This window comes from Pseudomonas sp. 1152_12, assembly GCF_052850675.1.
In genome coordinates, this window is the sequence record NZ_VXCW01000002.1 from 177,101 (window position 1) to 195,612 (window position 18,512).

Sequence of the window (18,512 nt, forward strand, 5' to 3'; positions counted from 1 at the left end):
ATGAGCCTTTTCCTAACGTCGTTCACGGCTCAGGTTTTTATAGTCGTGATGTTGCCGAATCGGCCGTTCTTGGAAGCAAGGAATTCAATGTCAGTAGTCGGATGCAGAGGTGTGTATGACCATCGTGAATGATGGGCCGACGGCCTCACGGGTTTTTGCCGGATGGACCTTGTATGGCGATGGCCAACTGACCGGTGACGGCGTGGATATTCAGTTGCCGCCCAAGGAGTGGCATGTGCTGCGGCTGCTGTTGGCGTCCGATGGCGCACTGATGACCAAGGATCAATTGCTTGAATTGGCCTGGCCCGGGGGCGAGGTTGCAGAGGAGTCGCTCACTCGCTGTATCTACGCGTTGCGCAAGCACCTGAAGAAAGACAAAGGGTTTATCAAGACGATCTACGGCAGAGGCTATCGCTTTACCTGCGTCGTGACAGTTGAGCATCACGAGTCGCGCCGCGCTGGGCGAGGGCGTGCACAGTACGTCTGTTCGGCCTGTGGCCAGGTGACACATGATTAAGCGACTGTGCAAAGGGGTATTGTTGAGCGTAATGATGGGCAGCCATTACGCCTGGGCCAGTTGTTGGGAGGAGGTTGCCAGCCGTTACGACATCGAGCCGGAGCTGTTGCAGGCCATCGCTGTGGTGGAGTCGGGTTACCGTGCGCAGGCATTGAACCCTGGCAATAGCGATGGTTCTCGAGACATTGGCCTGATGCAGATCAACAGCATGCACTTGCCTCGTCTGGCCAAGCAGGGGATTACCGAGGAAAGGTTGCTGACTGAACCGTGTTTGTCGGTCGAAGTGGGCGCCTCGATCCTGGCTGAGTTCATCCAGCGTTTTGGTTACAACTGGACTGCCGTAGGTTCCTACAATGCCGGTGGGGCGCCTGAGCGCGAGGCGTTGCGCCTGCGTTATGCGGAAAAAATCTGGGCGCAGTATGAGGCGTTGGTTGCACAGCGGCACTGACGATTGGACGGCGTACCTCGCACCAGGCGCGTCACCCCGGCTATAATCGGCGCCACCTTTCGTCGCCATCCGAGTCTAGCCCGCCCATGTATACCCTGGCCCGCCAGCTGTTATTCAAACTCTCCCCGGAAACTTCCCACGATCTGTCCCTGGACCTGATCGGTGCCGGTGGTCGCCTGGGGCTTAATGGCCTGGTATGCAAAGCGCCCGCGAAGATGCCGGTGTCGGTGATGGGGCTCGACTTTCCTAACCCGGTCGGGTTGGCTGCAGGCCTGGACAAGAACGGCGCGGCCATCGATGGCTTCGCGCAACTGGGTTTCGGTTTTGTCGAGATCGGCACCGTGACGCCACGGCCGCAGCCAGGCAACCCGAAACCACGGATCTTTCGCTTGCCGGAAGCCGAGGCGATCATCAACCGCATGGGCTTCAACAACCTGGGCGTTGATCACTTGCTGTCGCGGGTTCAAGCCGCGAAATACAAGGGCATTCTCGGCATCAACATCGGCAAGAACTTCGACACACCGGTAGAGCGTGCCGTCGATGATTACCTGATTTGCCTGGACAAGGTCTATGCCCACGCCAGCTACGTCACCGTCAACGTCAGCTCCCCCAATACCCCGGGCCTGCGCAGCCTGCAGTTCGGCGACTCCCTCAAGCAATTGCTCGAAGCCTTGCGCCTGCGCCAGGAAGACCTCGCCGTACGCCATGGCAAGCGCGTACCGCTGGCGATCAAGATCGCCCCGGACATGAGCGATGAAGAAACCGTGCTGGTTGCCCAGGCCCTGGTGGATTCGGGTATGGATGCGGTGATCGCCACCAACACCACCCTCAGCCGCGTCGGCGTTGAAGGGCTGGCGCATGGCGATGAAGCAGGTGGCCTATCGGGTGCACCGGTGCGCGACAAGAGCACTCACATCGTCAAGGTGCTGGCAGCCGAGTTGGCGGGGCGCTTGCCGATCATCGCTGTGGGCGGTATCACCGAAGGCAAGCACGCGGCCGAGAAAATTGCCGCCGGCGCGAGCCTGGTGCAGTTGTACTCCGGCTTCATCTATAAAGGGCCCGCGTTGATCCGCGAGTCGGTGGATGCAATTGCGGCGTTGCCTAAAGCCTGAGGCAATAAAAAGGGCTCCCTAAAGGAGCCCTTGGGCCGAAGCCCGCCGCCCTGATGGGGCGTGCGTGGTTAAGTCGTTACATAATCTTCATGGTGGTGTGTCGGATTAAGTGCCCTGTGTTAGCCGACGGCGTGAAGTTCGTTGAGTCTGTGGATTCCCGCAGTGCCAGTCATACCGTCCCAGTTGTCGCCGCGTCCTTCTCGCCAGCCGTTGATCCAGGCTTGGCGTACCGACGGTAGAGTAAATGGGCAAAGCTCACGGGATTTGCCATGAACGCCATATTGATATCCGCGTAAAAATGCTCTTTCCAACGGATCACGCTTAAGTCTTCTCATAGGGTGTTTCCCTCACTTGTTGACTGTCTAGATGTCCTTCGGCCTCGTCCGAGGCCGGGCAGGGTTTTTCTGCCCGTTGGTGGGCTCGCTGCCGGCGTGGCGAGCCATGTGTCGGCGTCGTTACGGCGCCAACCTGTATTGAGTTCTAACCAATAGGTCACATGGATTCAATGATCGTTTTGTCATAAGCACGTAACGATAACGATGCTATAGCCATAAGCTGGGATGGCTTTTCGCCCCTTTTATTGGGCAAACCCAGCTATGATGTGCCTTGCAAAGAGGATGGGTTTAATCCTTTAGTGAGAATATCCGTCTGTTGCAGTCGGTTATTATTCGACGAAGGGTATGAATATTTCTTTTTGTTGCAATCATTTGTTTATCTGCCCTGGAAATTTTGGCGCAAAGGCCTGGCAGCCGGGGTGGAACGGCACATTCGTGCCACGCGAGCACTCTTCAAGAAAAGTGCTTGATTGAAAACCGAACCGGCGATGCGTCGCCCGTTCATTTATTGCTGAAAAGCCTGGAATGCCCCATGTCGGACCGTTTTGAACTCTTCCTCACCTGCCCCAAGGGCCTCGAAGGCCTGCTGATCGAGGAAGCCGTCGGGCTAGGCCTTGAGGAAGCCCGCGAGCACACCTCGGCCGTGCGCGGCATGGCCGACATGGAAACCGCCTACCGCTTGTGCCTCTGGTCGCGCCTGGCGAATCGCGTACTGCTGGTGCTCAAGCGCTTCCCGATGAAGGACGCCGAAGACCTCTATCACGGCGTGCTGGATATCGAATGGGCCGACCACATGGTTGCGGACGGCACCCTGGCGGTGGAATTCAGCGGCCACGGTTCGGGCATCGACAACACTCACTTCGGCGCGCTGAAGGTCAAGGATGCGATTGTCGACAAGCTGCGCACCCCAGCCGGTGAACGCCCCTCCATTGACAAGATCAACCCGGACCTGCGCATCCATCTGCGTCTGGACCGTGGCGAAGCGATCCTGTCCCTCGACCTGTCCGGCCACAGCTTGCACCAGCGCGGTTATCGCCTGCAGCAGGGCGCGGCACCGTTGAAGGAAAACCTCGCGGCGGCGATTTTGATTCGCGCCGGCTGGCCGCGTATTGCTGCCGAAGGCGGCGCGCTGACAGACCCGATGTGCGGTGTTGGTACCTTCCTGGTCGAAGGCGCGATGATCGCCGCCGACATGGCCCCCAACCTCAACCGCGAACTGTGGGGCTTCACCACCTGGCTTGGCCACGTCCCGGCGCTGTGGAAAAAGCTGCACACCGAAGCCACCGAGCGTGCTGCCATCGGCATGAACAAGCCGCCGTTGTGGGTTCGAGGCTACGAAGCCGACCCACGCTTGATTCAACCCGCGCGCAATAACATTGAGCGCGCCGGCCTAAGCCACTGGATCAAGGTGTATCAGGGCGAAGTCGGCACCTTCGAGCCGCGCCCGGACCAGAACCAGAAGGGCCTGGTGATCTGCAACCCGCCCTACGGCGAGCGCCTGGGTGACGAGGCCAGCCTGTTGTATCTCTACCAGAACCTCGGCGAGCGTCTGCGCCAGGCGTGCATGGGCTGGGAAGCAGCGGTGTTTACCGGCGCGCCGGACCTGGGCAAGCGCATGGGCATTCGCAGCCATAAGCAGTATTCGTTCTGGAACGGCGCGTTGCCGTGCAAATTGCTGCTGATCAAGGTCAACCCCGACCAGTTCGTCACTGGCGAGCGTCGTACCCCGGAGCAGCGTCAGGCTGAGCGCGAGCAAGCCGCTTACGATCAAGCCCCGACCGAGCCACAAGAGCGCCAGTACAACAAGAACGGTAACCCGATCAAGCCAGCACCGGCTCCAGTGGTCGAGCAAGCGCGCCTGAGCGAAGGCGGGCAGATGTTTGCCAACCGCTTGCAGAAGAACCTCAAACTGCTGGGCAAATGGGCCAAGCGCGAAGGCGTGGACTGCTACCGTGTGTATGACGCCGACATGCCGGAATACTCCATGGCCATCGACCTGTACCACGATTGGGTGCATGTGCAGGAATACGCCGCGCCGAAATCCATCGACCCGGAAAAAGCCTCTGCACGTATGTTCGATGCTCTGGCGGCCATTCCCCAGGCGCTTAATGTCGACAAGAGTCGCGTGGTGGTCAAGCGTCGCGAGCGTCAGAGCGGCACCAAGCAGTACGAGCGCCAGAGCGCCCAAGGTAAGTTCACCGAGGTCAGCGAAGGCGGCGTGAAGCTGCTGGTCAACCTCACCGACTACCTGGACACCGGCCTGTTCCTGGATCACCGCCCGATGCGCATGCGCATCCAGAAAGAAGCGGCGGGCAAGCGTTTCCTCAACCTGTATTGCTACACCGCCACCGCCAGTGTGCACGCCGCCAAGGGTGGCGCGCGCAGCACCACCAGCGTGGATTTGTCCAAGACCTACCTGGATTGGGCGCGCCGCAACTTCTCGCTTAACGGTTTCTCCGACAAAAATCGCCTGGAGCAGGGTGATGTGATGGCGTGGCTGGAGGCTAGTCGCGATGAGTTCGACCTGATCTTTATCGACCCGCCGACCTTCTCCAACTCCAAGCGTATGGAAGGCATTTTCGACGTACAGCGTGACCATGTGCAGTTGCTCGACCTGGCCATGGCGCGCCTGGCTCCGGGCGGCGTGCTGTACTTCTCGAACAACTTCCGCAAGTTTGTGTTGGAGGACAACCTCAGCGAACGCTATGCGGTCGAGGAAATCAGCGACAAGACCCTGGACCCGGATTTCGCGCGTAACGCGAAGATCCACCGGGCCTGGAAGATCACCGCACGCTGATCGCTGCACTAAGTTGGAACAAAAAGCCGCGAGCCCGGAGTATTCCGGGCTCGCGGCTTTTTTGCACTGGTCAAACAGTGGTCTCATGGCTATAACTTAAGGCCTAGCCAAAGTGACAGCCCCGCACGCTGGCGTTGTGAGTGTTGCCTATGCCGATGCATGCCGTACGCCCGAAAGTCCTTGGTTTTATCAGTGAGCAGGCGTCGGCTTGGCTGGTGGCATTGGTGGTGTTACTGGCAGGTGGCGCGCTGACGCTCGTCGTTGGCTGGGCCGCCACCGACCTCTATCAGCAACAGGTTCGTCAGCGCTTCCAGTTGCTGGTCAACGAGCGCTACACCCGTATTCAGGAACGCTTCGAAGACCAGGAACAACGCCTGGCCAGTCTGCAGCGCTTCTTCGTCAACTCCAGTGACGTGTCCCGTGCAGAGTTTGATGGGTTTGCCCAACCCTTGCTGCTGCGCGCCCACGCTTATGCCTGGGCGCCGCGGATATTGCGCGATCAACGTCGTGCGTTTGAACAAGAGATTTCCCGCCAGCGCGGTGCCTCGTTCGCCATCCGTGAATTGAACGCGTCAGGTGAATTGGCGCCGGCCCCCGAGCGCGATGAATACGTGCCGGTGCTGTACAGCCAGACCCAAAGCCTGCTGGGCTCGCCGCTGGGCTTTGATCTGCTGGCTCAGCCGCTACGGCGCTCGGCCCTTGAGCGCGCGCAAAAAAGCGGCAAGCCTGCGGTGTCCCAGCCCATGCAACTGGTGGGTGTGGAACCGGCCTATGCGGCTGGCGTCTTGCTGGTGGCGCCCGTGAGCAAGCTATCCGATGCTGAACCCCGCGGCTTTGTGATGGCGGTGATCAGCATGCGCCAATTGGTGGCCGATGGTTTGCCCAAGCCGAACCGCGACAACCTGGTGATGCAGATCGTCGATACCTCCGACACCCAACAGCGCGTGCTGTATGCGTCGAGCAATGCGGTCGGCGCCAGCGACCTCAGCGCCGCACGGCGTCTAACCCTCGGCGACCACGTGTATGCCCTGACGGTGCAAGCCAGCCGGGCTTTCGACCAGGCCAACCGCTCCTCGATGAGCACGATCCTGACCATGGGCGGGTTACTCAGCCTGCTGCTCAGTGCCTTGCTGTATGTGTTGGTCAGTCAACGCCAACGCGCACTTAAATTAGTAGAGCAGCGCACCGAGCAATTGCGCCTGCGTGAGCAGGAGTTGCGCGGCGCCCATGGGCAATTGCGCAGCGTGTTGAATGCGGCCACCCAGGTCGCGATCATTGCCACCGACTTACGTGGTGTGATCAACACTTTTAATGCTGGCGCGGAGCAGATGCTGGGGTATCAGGCCGAGCAGGTACTCGGGCGGATGACCCTGGAAAGCCTGCACCTGGGCGCTGAACTTGATGCGCGCGCCGCTAGTTTAAGTGTGACCATGGGCAAACGTATTGCGCCGAGCCAGGCGATGCTGGTGGAGAGCCCGGACAACCTGCACGAGGCCAGGGAGTGGACGCTGTTGCGCGAAAATGGCAGCCGGTTGACGGTGAATATGCTCGGCACTGTATTGCTCGATGACCATGGCTTGTGGGTCGGGCACTTGGCGATTTACCTGGATGTCACCGAGCAGAAACGCGCCTTCGAGGCGCTGGCGGCGCGCGATCGGCTGCTGAAAAAACTCAGTGCCCATGTGCCCGGCGGGATCTTCCAGTTCGTCCTGGAACACAAGAACAACGGGCGTTTCATCTATGCCAGCGATGGCATGCGCGATATCTATGAAATCGAACCCGGGTTGCTCCAGCAAGACGCGGGCAAGGTCTTCGAGCGCATCCATCCTCAGGATGTAGAGCGGGTGCAACTGTCGATTCGTTTGTCGGCGCTGCAGTTGAGCCACTGGCGCGAAGAGTACCGCGTGCTGTTGCCGCAACGCGGACTGCGCTGGATTCGTGGTGAAGCTACGCCGGAAGAGTTACCCGGTGGCGGTACGCTGTGGCACGGCTACGTGTCGGATATCTCCGATCTCAAACGGGTGGAGGAAGAGTTGCGCGCGCTGTCCATCACGGATTCGCTGACGGGCATCCATAACCGGCGCTATTTCCAGGACCGCCTAAAGGCCGAGATGCTCAGGCTTAACCGCACCTCTGGGGCGCTGTCGTTGATCATGCTCGACATCGACCACTTTAAACGCATCAACGACCAACACGGGCACGCGGTGGGGGATGGGGTGTTGCAAGAGGTGTGCAGTCGCATCGGCCAGCGCCTGCGGCGTACGGATGTGTTCTGCCGCTTGGGCGGCGAAGAGTTCGGGGTGCTTTGCCCGCACACCGATGGCGATCAGGCGTACAGCCTGGCGATGGAGTTGTGGCAGACGCTACGCAGTGCGCCGATGGGAGCAGTGGGCACCGTGACGGCCAGCTTCGGTGTGGCCAGCTGGCGAGTCGACGAAGGCATTGATGGGCTGTTGCTGCGCGCGGATTCGGCGGTGTATGTGGCCAAACAGGCGGGCAGGGACCGGGTGGAGGCGCAGTGGTTGCGCGCCGGAACGCAGTAAAAATGGGAGGGGGCTTGCTCCCGATCACGGAGTCTCAGTCCACTGTGTTGTGACTGATCCACCGCTATCGGGAGCAAGCCCCCTCCCACATTTTTACTGCGGTGCTTCTTAGAGTACCGGTGCCGCCGTCGCCAGCTTCGGCTGGCGATACAGGTCCAGCAGCACCTGGTCCAGCACCGAGGACGCCCCCCACGGTTTCGAATCGTTGAGGATCGCCACCACCACCCAGGTATTGCCGTTGTTGTCGCGGCTGAACCCGGCAATCGCGCGCACGGTGTTCAGGGTGCCGGTTTTGACGTGGGCTTCGCCGCGCATGGCGGTAGTTTTCAGGCGTTTGCGCATGGTGCCGTCGGTGCCGGCGATCGGCAGCGAGCTGATGTATTCCGCCGCGTAAGGGCCTTTCCAGGCGGCTTGCAGCATGGCTGCCATCTCGCGAGCGCTGACGCGTTCGGCGCGGGACAGGCCGGAGCCGTTTTCCATCACCAGGTGCGGCGCGGTGATGCCTTTTTTCGCCAGCCACTGTCGAATCACGCGTTGCGCCGCCTTGGCGTCGTCGCCGTCGGCGTCGTTGCGAAACTGCGCACCCAGGCTCAGGAACAACTGCTGGGCCATGGTGTTGTTACTGTATTTGTTGATGTCGCGGATGATTTCCGCCAGATCCGGCGAAAAGGCGCGGGCGAGTACCTTGGCGTCCTTGGGCACTGGCGCCTGGATATCTCGACCCTGGATGGTGCCGCCCAATTCCTGCCAGATCGCGCGCACGGCGCCGGCGGTGTAGGTGGCGTGGTCGAGCAGCGACAGGTAAGTCTGCGAACTGCAGCCATCGCCCAACTGGCCGCTGACCGTCACGGTGACACTGCCATCGGCGGCGGTGACCGGGCTGTAGCGCACGTCGCCAGTGCACTGCTTGGCGCTGGTGACTTTGACCTGGTTGTCGATACGGACGCTGGCAATCGGCGGCTCGACCGACACGATCACTCGGCCCGAGTCGTTGCGGGTCACGAAGCGCAGCGCCTTGAGGTTGACCAGCAGGGCGTCGGGCTTGACCAGGAACGGCTTGTTTTCGTCATTGCCGTCGTCATTGAATTCGGGCAACTGCGGCGGGTTGAAGAAGCTGCGGTCGAGCACCAGGTCGCCGGTGACTTGCCGCACGCCATTGGCACGCAGATCACGCATCAGCAGCCAGAGTTTTTCCATGTTCAGCTTGGGGTCGCCGCCGCCCTTGAGGTAGAGGTTGCCGCGCAACACGCCAGCGCTGAGGGTGCCGTCGGTGTAGAACTCGGTTTTCCACTGGTGGTTGGGGCCGAGCATTTCCAGGGCCGCGTAGGTGGTGACCAGCTTCATGGTGGAGGCCGGGTTCACCGACACGTCGGCGTTGAATACGGTCGGCGTGCCGGGGCCGGTGAGGGGCAGCATCACCAGAGACAGCGCGGTATTTTGCAGTTTGGCTTTCTGCAGCGCCTGCGCAACGCTGGGCGGCAGGGTGTTGTTGATCGGGGCAGCAGAGACGGAAAGGGCCAGAGGTAGAAAAAAGCCGGCCAGTAGTGCTGAGCGAAAAGATTTGATCATAAAGAATAAAACCCTACTGCTGAGGAGGGTGAAAAAGGCGAGGGGTACGGAAGAAAATCCCTCATTGGTCACGAAAGTGTCGGCATTATGCCCCAAGGTAGATGCAGTTGTAGCTGAACGTTAGCGGGTATTGCGCGTTTTTTTGCAGAGAAATGGCCGGCTGTCCCAGAGAGTCGGGCAATTGCTGTCTTAAACTGCTAAAGTGCCGCCCGTTATTACTTATGAGGATTGTTCCAATGGCGACTAACCGTTCCCAGCGTCTGCGCAAAAAACTGTGCGTTGATGAATTTCAAGAGCTGGGTTTCGAACTGAACCTGGACTTCAAAGAAGGCCTGAGTGAAGAGGCTATCGACGCTTTCCTCGAAGCATTCATCAAAGAAGCCATGGAAGCCAACGGTCTGGGCTATGTCGGCGGCGATGACTTCGGTCTGGTTTGCCTGCAGAAGCGTGGCTCGGTCTCCGAAGAGCAGCGCGCTGCTGTTGAAGCCTGGCTGAAAACCCGTTCCGAGCTGACCAAGGCTGAAGTCAGCCCGTTGCTGGACGTGTGGTATCCGGAAAAGCCGATCAACGCGGCTAAGTGATACTGAAAAAACGGCGACCTGAGGGTCGCCGTTTTTTTATGCCTTGCGCCCGTTCAGAATCAGCAGTGTCAACACCCCCGCCACAATCCCCCAGAACGCCGAACCGATGGAAAACAGCGTCAAACCTGACGCGGTGACCATAAAGGTGATCAGTGCCGCTTCTCGCTCCTTCGGCTCATTCATGGCGATGCTCAAGCCATTGATGATCGAGCCAAACAGTGCCAACGCCGCAATCGACAGCACCAGTTCTTTTGGCAACGCTGCGAACAGTGCTGCCAATGTCGCGCCAAATACCCCGGCAATTGCGTAGAACACACCGCACCATACGGCGGCGGTGTAGCGCTTGTTGCGGTCTTCATGGGCATGCGGCCCGGTGCAAATCGCCGCACTGATCGCCGCCAGGTTGATGCCATGGGAGCCGAACGGTGCCAGCACCAGAGACGCCAACCCCGTTGCTGTGATCAAAGGTGAGGCGGGCACGTTGTAGCCGTCGGCGCGCAGCACGGCGACGCCGGGCATGTTCTGCGAGGTCATCGCCACGACGAACAGCGGGATGCCTATGCTGATGGTCGCCGCCAGTGAGAAGTGCGGCGTGGTCCATACCGGTGTCGCCACTTCCAGGTGAAACCCGCTGAAATCCAGCAGCCCCATCAGCCCCGACAGCACGGTGCCCAGCAGCAGCGCAGCGAGTACCGCGTAGCGTGGCGACAGGCGCTTGATGATCAGGTAAGTGAAAAACATCCCGAGCACGAGGCCAGTGCGATGCTGCACCGCGACGAAAATTTCGCTGCCGATCTTGAACAGTATTCCCGCCAGCAGGGCCGCCGCCAGTGACGACGGGATGCGTTTGACCAGTTTTTCGAAACTGCCAGTCAGGCCGCACAGCGTCACCAGCACCGCGCAGGTGATATAGGCGCCGATGGCCTCGCCGTAACTGACGCCGCCCAGGCTGGTGATCAACAGTGCCGCGCCCGGGGTCGACCAGGCAATGGTAATCGGCGTGCGGTAACGCAAGGACAGACCGATGCTGCACACCGCCATGCCGATGGAGATGGCCCAGATCCATGAGGAAATCTGCGCCGTGGTCAAACCGGCCGCTTGGCCGGCCTGGAACATCAGGACCAGTGAGCTGGTGTAACCGGTCATCATGGCGATGAAGCCGGCGACTACGGCCGACGCAGAAGTGTCGGCCAGAGGGCGCAAGGGCGCTTGGGTGGCGTCGGTCATGCAGAGGTGTTCCTTTTACCTGGGTGTTTGCCGGTGAAGGCGCGTATTCAAGCCTAAACTCAAACGTAACCACTCATTGCAATACAGCCGACGCCGCAAACAGCCGTACAGTGTGTTGGCGCAGTGGGTTGTGTACAATGTGCCGTGTTTTTAGGTGATACTTGCCAGCGACACGCGCTTGCCGTATTACCGTTAATTCGCCGCCGTTCTCCAAACCCGAGTGCCCATGAACGAACAGTTGCAACCTCTCAAGAAACAACCGCGAGCCGGCAAGGCCGGTCGCAGCGGAACCCAGGACGATATCGTCTACGCGCATATCTTCGAGGCCATCCTTGAACAACGCCTGGCGCCCGGAACCAAGTTGAGTGAAGAGGCACTGGGCGAAATCTTCGGCGTCAGCCGCACCATCATTCGCCGCGCGCTGTCGCGCCTGGCCCATGAAGGCGTGGTGTTGCTGCGGCCCAATCGTGGTGCGGTGGTGGCGAGCCCAAGTGTCGAAGAAGCACGCCAAGTGTTCCTGGCCCGGCGCCTGGTTGAACGGGCGATCACTGAGTTAGCGGTGCAGCACGCCACGGCTGAACAACTGGCCGAGTTGCGCCAGATGGTCAACGACGAGCGCGACAGCTTCTCGCGCGGCGACCGTGGTGCCGGTATCCGCCTCTCCGGTGAGTTCCACCTTAAGCTGGCCGAAGCGGCGAAGAATGCGCCACTGATCAGCTTCCAGCGCAGTTTGGTGTCCCAGACTTCGTTGATCATCGCCCAGTACGAAAGCGGCAACCGCTCGCACTGCTCCTACGATGAGCACACCCAACTGATCGACGCGATCGAAGCGCGCGACACGGCGCTGGCGGTGAATTTGATGATGCACCACATGGATCACATTGACAGCAAGCTCAACCTCGATGAGGAAAGTGCGTCGGATGATTTGCATGCGGTGTTTTCGCATTTGCTGCAGACCAAGAAGCCGGGGCGTTCCTCAATAAAGCTGTAAACCCAATTAAAGATGTGGGAGGGGGCTTGCTCCCGATGGCAGGGTGTCAGTCACTGAATCAGTTGACTGTTCCACCGCTATCGGGAGCAAGCCCCCTCCGGCATTTATTCTGTGCTGTGGTTGGGGTCAGCGTTGGTGCACCAGAGCGCCCGCCGCATACGTCTGCAGCACTGCCCGATCATCCCCCAGCGTCATCAACACAAACAACGTCTCGGCAATGTTATTGGCCTGCTTCAAGCGATAGCTGAGCAGTGGCGTGGCGTTGTAGTCCAGCACCAAAAAGTCCGCATCAGTGCCTGGCTGCAACGTGCCGATCTTGTCTTCCAGTCGCAGTGCCCGCGCGCCGCCTAAGGTCGCCAGGTACAGCGACTTGAACGGGCTCAGCCGCGCGCCTTGCAACTGCATGACCTTGTAGGCTTCGTTCAGGGTTTGCAGCAGCGAGAAGCTGGTGCCGCCACCCACGTCGGTGCCCAGGCCTACATTCAACTTGTGCTTCTCGGCCATCGGCAAATTGAACAGGCCGCTGCCGAGGAAGAAGTTCGAGGTCGGGCAGAACGCCACAGCCGAACCGGTCTGCGCCAGCCGCGCGCACTCGTCGTCACACAGGTGCACGCCGTGGGCAAACACCGAGCGCTCGCCGAGCAGTTTGTAGTGGTCGTATACATCCAGATAGCCTTTGCGCTCCGGGAACAGCTCTTTCACCCACTCGACTTCCTGCAGGTTTTCACTGATGTGCGTCTGCATGTATAGGTCTGGGTATTCGCCAAGCAGTTTCCCGGCCAGCGTCAGTTGTTCAGGCGTGCTGGTCGGCGCGAAACGTGGCGTGACCGCATAGTGCAAACGGCCCTTGCCGTGCCAGCGCTCGATCAGCGCCTTGCTTTCCTGGTAGCCGGATTCGGCGGTGTCGGTCAGGTAGTCCGGCGCGTTGCGGTCCATCATCACCTTGCCGGCGATCATGCGCAGGTCGAGTTTCTCGGCCGCTTCAAAAAACGAATTGACTGACTGCGGGTGCACGCTGCCGAACACCAATGCGGTGGTGGTGCCGTTGCGCAGCAGTTCCTTGATGAAGATATCCGCGACTTCCTCGGCGTGGGCCTTGTCGGCAAACTGGCTTTCGCACGGGAACGTGTAAGTGTTGAGCCAATCCAGCAGTTGCTCGCCATAGGCGCCGACCATGCCGGTTTGCGGCAGGTGGATATGCGTGTCGATCAGGCCCGGCGTGATCAGTGCATCCTGATAATGAGTGACGTCGATATCAGCGGGCAGCGTTGGCAGCAAATCGCGGGCTTGGCCCAAGGCGCTGATCTGACCGTTGTCGACCACCAGCAGGCCGTCTTCGAAGTATTCATAGGACGCTTCAATCCCCACTTCAGCAGGGTCGGCGATGCTGTGCAAGATGGCGGCACGGTAGGCTTTGCGAGTCAAAGGCATGGTGATCTCAATTGTTAGATAGCTTGGCTGCGGCGCGAGGCCGGCAGCAGTTTGGCAATGGGTTCGGCGCTCGCGGTGTGCTGGCCGAAGTTCGCGTTATAGGTGGCGATGATTTCACCGGCGATGGAGATGGCGATCTCCACCGGTAATTTGCCCTTCACCTCGGTGAGGCCCATGGGGCAGCGCATGCGTTGCAGGTGCGCGGTGTCGAAGCCGCGATCACGCAGGCGGTGTTCGAACTTGACCCGTTTGGTTTTCGAGCCGATCAGGCCGAAGTAGGCGAAGTCATTACGCTTGAGCAGGGCGGCGGTCAGTTCCAGGTCCAGCGCGTGATTGTGGGTCATGACGATGCAGTAACTGCCCACGGGCAAGTCGGCGATTTCATCGACCGGCTCTTCGCTGACGATTTTACGCACGCCCTGAGGGATATGCTGAGGAAACTCCTGGTCGCGGGAATCGATCCAGCGCACCCGACACGGCAGGCTGGCCAATAACGGCACCAAGGCACGGCCGACATGGCCAGCGCCAAATACGGCGATCTGCGCTTGTACCTGGCCCATGGGTTCGAACAGCAGCACGGTCACGCCGCCGCAGCACTGGCCCAGGCTGGCGCCGAGGCTGAAGCGCTCCAGGTGGGTGTTTTGCTGGCCGCGCACGAGCATGTCGCGGGCGATCTGCATCGCCTTGTATTCCAAGTGCCCGCCACCGATGGTGTCGAAGGTCTGCGCGGCGCTGATCACCATCTTTGAGCCGGCATTGCGCGGCGTGGAGCCGAGCTCTTCGATGATAGTCACCAGCACGCAGGGTTCACCCTGGTTCTGCAGGTCGGCGAGGGCGCTGATCCAGTTGTTCATAGTCACCTCTTGTGGTGTCTGTGAGGCCGCTATCGGGGCAAGCCCGCTCCCACATTTGATTTGTGAACACATTCAAATGTGGGAGCGGGCTTGCCCCCGAAGGCAGCGCCTCGGTCTAGAGCGAAGCCAACTCGGTCTCGGTTTCAATGGCTTTGGCAGCGGTCAGTTGGCGCATCTGCTCACACCCCCACAACACCCTTTCCGGCGTCGCCGGCGCATCAATCTTGGGCTGATGGCGATAGTCACCCAAACTCGCCACGGCATCCTTGATCGCGCACCATGAGGCAATCCCGAGCATGAAAGGTGGCTCGCCCACGGCCTTGGAATGGAACACCGTGTCTTCCGGGTTCTTGCGGTTTTCCACCAGCTTCACGCGCAGGTCCAGCGGCATATCCGCCACGGCCGGGATCTTGTAGCTGGCCGGGCCGTTGGTCATCAGCTTGCCTTTGTTGTTCCACACCAGCTCTTCCATGGTCAGCCAGCCCATGCCCTGGATAAAGCCGCCTTCCACCTGGCCGATGTCGATGGCCGGGTTCAGCGAGGCGCCCACGTCGTGAAGGATGTCGGTGCGCAGCATCTTGTATTCGCCGGTGAGGGTGTCGACGATCACCTCGCAGCAGGCCGCGCCGAACGCGAAGTAGTAGAACGGCCGACCGCGCGCCTGGCTGCGGTCGTAGAAGATTTTCGGGGTCTTGTAGAAGCCGGTGCTCGACAGCGAGACCTGGGCGAAATACGCCTGCTGGATCAAACTTTCAAAGGTCAGGATCTGATCGCGCACGCGCACATGGCCGTTGTGGAATTCCACGTCCGCCTCGCTCACGTCGTACTTGCGCGCGGCAAATTCCACCAAGCGTTGCTTGATGGTTTCGGCGGCATTCTGCGCCGCCTTACCGTTCAAGTCCGCACCGCTGGAAGCCGCCGTCGGCGAGGTGTTGGGCACCTTGTCGGTATTGGTGGCGGTGATCTGCACGCGGTCGATTTCAACCTGGAACACTTCGGCCACCACCTGCGCAACCTTGGTGTTCAAGCCCTGGCCCATCTCGGTGCCGCCGTGGTTCAGGTGGATGCTGCCATCGGTGTAGATGTGGATCAGCGCACCCGCCTGGTTGAGGAAGCTGGCGGTAAAGGAAATGCCGAACTTCACCGGCGTCAGCGCCAGGCCTTTTTTCAGGATCGGGCTGTGGGCGTTGTACAGGCGAATGGCTTCGCGACGTTCGGCGTATTGGCTGCTGGCCTCAAGCTCGGCGGTCATTTCTTCGAGCATGTTGTGCTCAACGGTCTGGTAGTAGTGGGTGACGTTGCGCTCGGTCTTGCCGTAGTAGTTGGCCTTGCGCACCGCCAGCGGATCCAGCGCCAAGTGGCGGGCGATGGCGTCCATGACGTCCTCGATGGCGACCATGCCTTGGGGGCCGCCGAAGCCGCGATAGGCGGTGTTGGAGGCGGTGTTGGTCTTGCAGCGATGGCCGTTGACCGTGGCGTCACCCAGGTAATACGCGTTGTCGGCGTGGAACATCGCGCGGTCGACAATCGAGTTGGACAGGTCGGGCGAGCAGCCGCAGTTACCCGCCAGTTCCAGGTTAATGCCGTGCAGGCGGCCGCTGTCGTCAAAGCCCACGTCGTATTCGATATAGAAGGGGTGACGCTTGCCGGTCATCAGCATGTCTTCGACGCGCGGCAGGCGCATCTTGGTCGGCTGGCCGGTAAGGCGCGCGACCACCGCGCACAGGCATGCGGGGCTTGCGGCCTGGGTTTCCTTGCCGCCGAAACCACCACCCATGCGGCGCATGTCGACCACGATCTTGTTCATCGACACGTCGAGTACTTCGGCCACCAGCTTCTGCACTTCGGTGGGGTTTTGCGTGGAGCAGTAGATGATCATGCCGCCGTCTTCGGTGGGCATTACCGAGGAGATCTGGGTCTCCAGGTAGAAGTGTTCCTGACCGCCGATGTGCAGGGTGCCCTGCAGACGGTTTTTTGCCGTCGCCAGCGCGCCCACCGAATCACCGCGCTGGTGGGTGTGGCTGTCGAGCACAAAGTGCTTGTTACGCAAGGCCTCGACCACGTCCAGCACCGGCTCCAGGTCTTCGTATTCGATCACCGCAGCCATGGCGGCTTTGCGCGCGGTTTCGAGGTCGCGGGCGGCCACGGCCAGCACCACTTGGCCGACAAACTGCACGGTGTCGATGGCCAGTAGCGGGTCGCCGGGCATCAGCGGGCCGATGTCTTTCAGGCCCGGCACGTCTTCGTGGGTGATAGCGATGCGCACGCCGTCAAAGGCGTAGCAAGGCGCAGTGTCGATGCTGATGATGCGGGCGTGGGCGCGGTCGGACATGCGCGCATACAGGTGCAATTGGTTGGGGAATTCCAGGCGGTCATCGATGTACTGCGCTTCGCCGCTGACGTGCTTGGCGGCGCTGTCGTGCTTGACGCTGCGCCCGACTCCGGAGGTCAGGTCTTGGGTAAATAGCTCGGCAAGTTCGGCCTGGGTTTTAACGACGCCGTGATGGTTAGACATAAGCAGTCACCCGAGTCTCGATGTGCGGTGTTTGCAGTTCGATAAAGTATTTACGCAGCAAGTTCTGCGCGCTGAGCAGGCGGTATTCCTTGCTGGCGCGGAAGTCCGACAGCGGGGTGAAATCCTCGGCGAGGGCGGCGCAGGCTTTCTCTACGCTTGCGGCGCTCCAGGGGGCGCCGACCAGCACGGCTTCGCAGCTTTTTGCACGTTTTGGGGTGGCGGCCATGCCACCGAAGGCCACCCGTGCTTCGCTGATGACACCGTTGTCGATCTTCAGGTTGAAGGCGGCGCACACAGCGGAAATGTCATCGTCCAGGCGTTTGGAAACCTTGTAGGCGCGAAATAGCGAGTGGCCTTTAGGCACGATGATTTTCTCAATGAACTCGCTGTCCTGGCGCGCGGTGACGCGGTAGTCGATGAAGTAGTCTTCCAGCGCCAAGGTGCGGCGCACATTGCCCTTGCACAGTACGATTTGCGCGCCGAGGGCGATCAGCAGCGGCGGTGAGTCACCAATCGGCGAGGCGTTGCCGATGTTGCCGCCCAAAGTGCCCTGGTTGCGGATTTGCAGGGAGGCGAAGCGGTGCAGCAAATCGCCGAAGTCCGGGTATTCGTGATGCAACGCACCATAGCAGTCGGAAAGGGCGGTGGCGGCGCCGATTTCCAGACGGTCGTCGAAGTTTTCGATGCGCTTCATCTCGTCGATATTGCCGACGTAGATCATCACCGGCAGCGTGCGGTGGAACTGCGTGACTTCCAGCGCCAGGTCGGTGCCGCCGGCCAGCAGCCGGGCTTGTGGGTAAGCGTCATAGAGGTCGGCCAGATCGGCGACGGTCAGCGGCACCAGGCAGCGTTTGTCGCCACTGTTGAGCTCGCCGGTTTGCGTTGGTGCAATGGCTTTGAGGCGGGCGATGGTCTCGGCTTGGCGGCTGTCGAACTGGTCGATTGGTTTGTCGCAGCAGGCTTGTTCGGCGGCGGCAAGAATCGGGCGGTAGCCGGTGCAACGGCACAGGTTGCCGGCCAGGGCTTCATGGGCTTTTTGGCTGTCGGGCGCGTCGCTGTTCTTTTGCAGGGCAAACAGCGACATCACAAAACCGGGGGTGCAAAAGCCGCATTGCGAGCCGTGGCACTCGACCATGGCCTGTTGCACGCTGTGCAGTTGGCCTTGGTGCTTGAGGTCTTCGACGCTGATCAATTGTTTGCCGTGCAACGACGACACAAAGGTCAGGCACGAATTGAGGCTGCGATAACGAATCTGCTGCGCGCCTTGCGCGTCAGTGTGCAACTCGCCGACCACCACGGTGCATGCACCGCAGTCGCCGCTGGCGCAGCCTTCCTTGGTGCCGGATTTGCCCAGGTGCTCACGCAAATAGTTGAGCACGGTCAGGTTGGGGTCCAGGGCGTGCTCACTACGGAGTTCCTGGTTAAGTAAAAACTGGATCACGGAAGGCCTCGCAGATTCATTATTGTTGTTAACCGCTTTGCCCCGAATCTAGTCATGTCTGACTTTTCGGTCAACGATTTTCTGACCGGAAGGTCAAGAAAGTGCGATCGCAACACGTTCAATTATGGTCCAGTCTTCTGAAACCGGCGTT

The 18,512-nt window shown here is 60.4% G+C and carries 14 protein-coding genes; 7 read left to right on the forward strand and 7 right to left on the reverse strand.

Annotation, left to right across the window (positions count from 1 at the left end; translation table 11 throughout):
- Positions 1-115: 115 nt before the first annotated feature.
- The 3 genes from FW764_RS03505 (at position 116) to FW764_RS03515 (ending at position 2,077) form a co-directional block, all read left to right on the forward strand.
- Positions 116-517 (forward strand): winged helix-turn-helix domain-containing protein, encoded by a 402-nt coding sequence (locus tag FW764_RS03505; protein ID WP_446432770.1) that lies wholly within the window; start codon positions 116-118, stop codon positions 515-517.
- Complete coding sequence (locus tag FW764_RS03510; protein ID WP_446432771.1) at positions 510-965, forward strand: transglycosylase SLT domain-containing protein; 456 nt, start codon at positions 510-512, stop codon at positions 963-965. The genes FW764_RS03505 and FW764_RS03510 overlap by 8 nt, the downstream gene beginning before the upstream one ends.
- Positions 966-1,051: 86 nt before the next feature.
- Positions 1,052-2,077 (forward strand): quinone-dependent dihydroorotate dehydrogenase, encoded by a 1,026-nt coding sequence (locus FW764_RS03515; protein ID WP_446432772.1) that lies wholly within the window; start codon positions 1,052-1,054, stop codon positions 2,075-2,077.
- 119 nt (positions 2,078-2,196) lie between these two features.
- Here FW764_RS03515 and rmf read toward each other — a convergent pair whose 3' ends face one another.
- Positions 2,197-2,412 carry a ribosome modulation factor gene (rmf, locus tag FW764_RS03520; protein ID WP_002553055.1) on the reverse strand — a complete coding sequence of 72 codons (216 nt, stop codon included), beginning with the start codon at positions 2,410-2,412 and terminating at the stop codon, positions 2,197-2,199.
- 532 nt (positions 2,413-2,944) lie between these two features.
- On the opposite strand from rmf, the gene rlmKL reads away from it, so the two are divergent.
- Together rlmKL and FW764_RS03530 are read left to right on the forward strand one after the other, a co-directional pair.
- Entirely contained in the window at positions 2,945-5,209 is a 2,265-nt protein-coding gene (rlmKL, locus tag FW764_RS03525; RefSeq protein WP_446432773.1) for a bifunctional 23S rRNA (guanine(2069)-N(7))-methyltransferase RlmK/23S rRNA (guanine(2445)-N(2))-methyltransferase RlmL, read from the forward strand.
- 149 nt (positions 5,210-5,358) lie between these two features.
- Positions 5,359-7,752 carry a sensor domain-containing diguanylate cyclase gene (locus FW764_RS03530; RefSeq protein WP_446432774.1) on the forward strand — a complete coding sequence of 798 codons (2,394 nt, stop codon included), beginning with the start codon at positions 5,359-5,361 and terminating at the stop codon, positions 7,750-7,752.
- Between the two features lie 108 nt (positions 7,753-7,860).
- Here FW764_RS03530 and dacB read toward each other — a convergent pair whose 3' ends face one another.
- Positions 7,861-9,321: a D-alanyl-D-alanine carboxypeptidase/D-alanyl-D-alanine endopeptidase gene (gene dacB, locus FW764_RS03535; protein ID WP_446432775.1), complete on the reverse strand. Its 1,461-nt coding sequence runs from the start codon at positions 9,319-9,321 to the stop codon at positions 7,861-7,863.
- Positions 9,322-9,557: 236 nt separating this feature from the next.
- Between dacB and FW764_RS03540 the strand changes: the two genes are divergently transcribed.
- On the forward strand, positions 9,558-9,902 hold the full coding sequence (locus FW764_RS03540) for a YggL family protein (protein WP_122543826.1): 345 nt from the start codon (positions 9,558-9,560) through the stop codon (positions 9,900-9,902).
- Positions 9,903-9,938: 36 nt separating this feature from the next.
- Here FW764_RS03540 and FW764_RS03545 read toward each other — a convergent pair whose 3' ends face one another.
- Positions 9,939-11,129: a benzoate/H(+) symporter BenE family transporter gene (locus tag FW764_RS03545; protein WP_446432776.1), complete on the reverse strand. Its 1,191-nt coding sequence runs from the start codon at positions 11,127-11,129 to the stop codon at positions 9,939-9,941.
- Positions 11,130-11,355: 226 nt separating this feature from the next.
- On the opposite strand from FW764_RS03545, the gene FW764_RS03550 reads away from it, so the two are divergent.
- Positions 11,356-12,120 (forward strand): GntR family transcriptional regulator, encoded by a 765-nt coding sequence (locus FW764_RS03550; protein ID WP_446432777.1) that lies wholly within the window; start codon positions 11,356-11,358, stop codon positions 12,118-12,120.
- Between the two features lie 126 nt (positions 12,121-12,246).
- Here the strand turns inward: FW764_RS03550 and guaD are convergent, their stop codons facing one another.
- The 4 genes from guaD to xdhA all read right to left on the reverse strand — a co-directional run bounded on the left by guaD (position 12,247) and on the right by xdhA (position 18,361).
- Complete coding sequence (guaD, locus tag FW764_RS03555; RefSeq protein WP_446432778.1) at positions 12,247-13,551, reverse strand: guanine deaminase; 1,305 nt, start codon at positions 13,549-13,551, stop codon at positions 12,247-12,249.
- A gap of 14 nt (positions 13,552-13,565) precedes the next feature.
- Positions 13,566-14,405, reverse strand: a complete 840-nt coding sequence (gene xdhC / locus FW764_RS03560) for a xanthine dehydrogenase accessory protein XdhC (RefSeq protein ID WP_446432779.1) — start codon at positions 14,403-14,405, stop codon at positions 13,566-13,568.
- 115 nt (positions 14,406-14,520) lie between these two features.
- Positions 14,521-16,920, reverse strand: coding sequence for a xanthine dehydrogenase molybdopterin binding subunit (xdhB, locus tag FW764_RS03565; protein ID WP_446432780.1), 2,400 nt, complete (start codon positions 16,918-16,920; stop codon positions 14,521-14,523).
- On the reverse strand, positions 16,913-18,361 hold the full coding sequence (xdhA, locus tag FW764_RS03570; RefSeq protein WP_446432781.1) for a xanthine dehydrogenase small subunit: 1,449 nt from the start codon (positions 18,359-18,361) through the stop codon (positions 16,913-16,915). Before xdhA ends, xdhB begins: the two co-directional genes overlap by 8 nt.
- Between the last annotated feature and the right edge of the window lie 151 nt (positions 18,362-18,512).

Bases quoted from the DNA above. Each gene is read 5' to 3' on its own strand.
- FW764_RS03540 (WP_122543826.1), top strand. From the start codon at position 9,558: ATGGCGACTAACCGTTCCCAGCGTCTGCGCAAAAAACTGTGCGTTGAT.
- guaD (WP_446432778.1), bottom strand. From the start codon at position 13,551: ATGCCTTTGACTCGCAAAGCCTACCGTGCCGCCATCTTGCACAGCATC.
- xdhB (WP_446432780.1), bottom strand. From the start codon at position 16,920: ATGTCTAACCATCACGGCGTCGTTAAAACCCAGGCCGAACTTGCCGAG.
- FW764_RS03505 (WP_446432770.1), top strand. From the start codon at position 116: ATGACCATCGTGAATGATGGGCCGACGGCCTCACGGGTTTTTGCCGGA.
- rmf (WP_002553055.1), bottom strand. From the start codon at position 2,412: ATGAGAAGACTTAAGCGTGATCCGTTGGAAAGAGCATTTTTACGCGGA.
- xdhC (WP_446432779.1), bottom strand. From the start codon at position 14,405: ATGAACAACTGGATCAGCGCCCTCGCCGACCTGCAGAACCAGGGTGAA.
- FW764_RS03515 (WP_446432772.1), top strand. From the start codon at position 1,052: ATGTATACCCTGGCCCGCCAGCTGTTATTCAAACTCTCCCCGGAAACT.
- dacB (WP_446432775.1), bottom strand. From the start codon at position 9,321: ATGATCAAATCTTTTCGCTCAGCACTACTGGCCGGCTTTTTTCTACCT.
- FW764_RS03510 (WP_446432771.1), top strand. From the start codon at position 510: ATGATTAAGCGACTGTGCAAAGGGGTATTGTTGAGCGTAATGATGGGC.
- FW764_RS03550 (WP_446432777.1), top strand. From the start codon at position 11,356: ATGAACGAACAGTTGCAACCTCTCAAGAAACAACCGCGAGCCGGCAAG.
- FW764_RS03530 (WP_446432774.1), top strand. From the start codon at position 5,359: ATGCCGATGCATGCCGTACGCCCGAAAGTCCTTGGTTTTATCAGTGAG.
- FW764_RS03545 (WP_446432776.1), bottom strand. From the start codon at position 11,129: ATGACCGACGCCACCCAAGCGCCCTTGCGCCCTCTGGCCGACACTTCT.
- rlmKL (WP_446432773.1), top strand. From the start codon at position 2,945: ATGTCGGACCGTTTTGAACTCTTCCTCACCTGCCCCAAGGGCCTCGAA.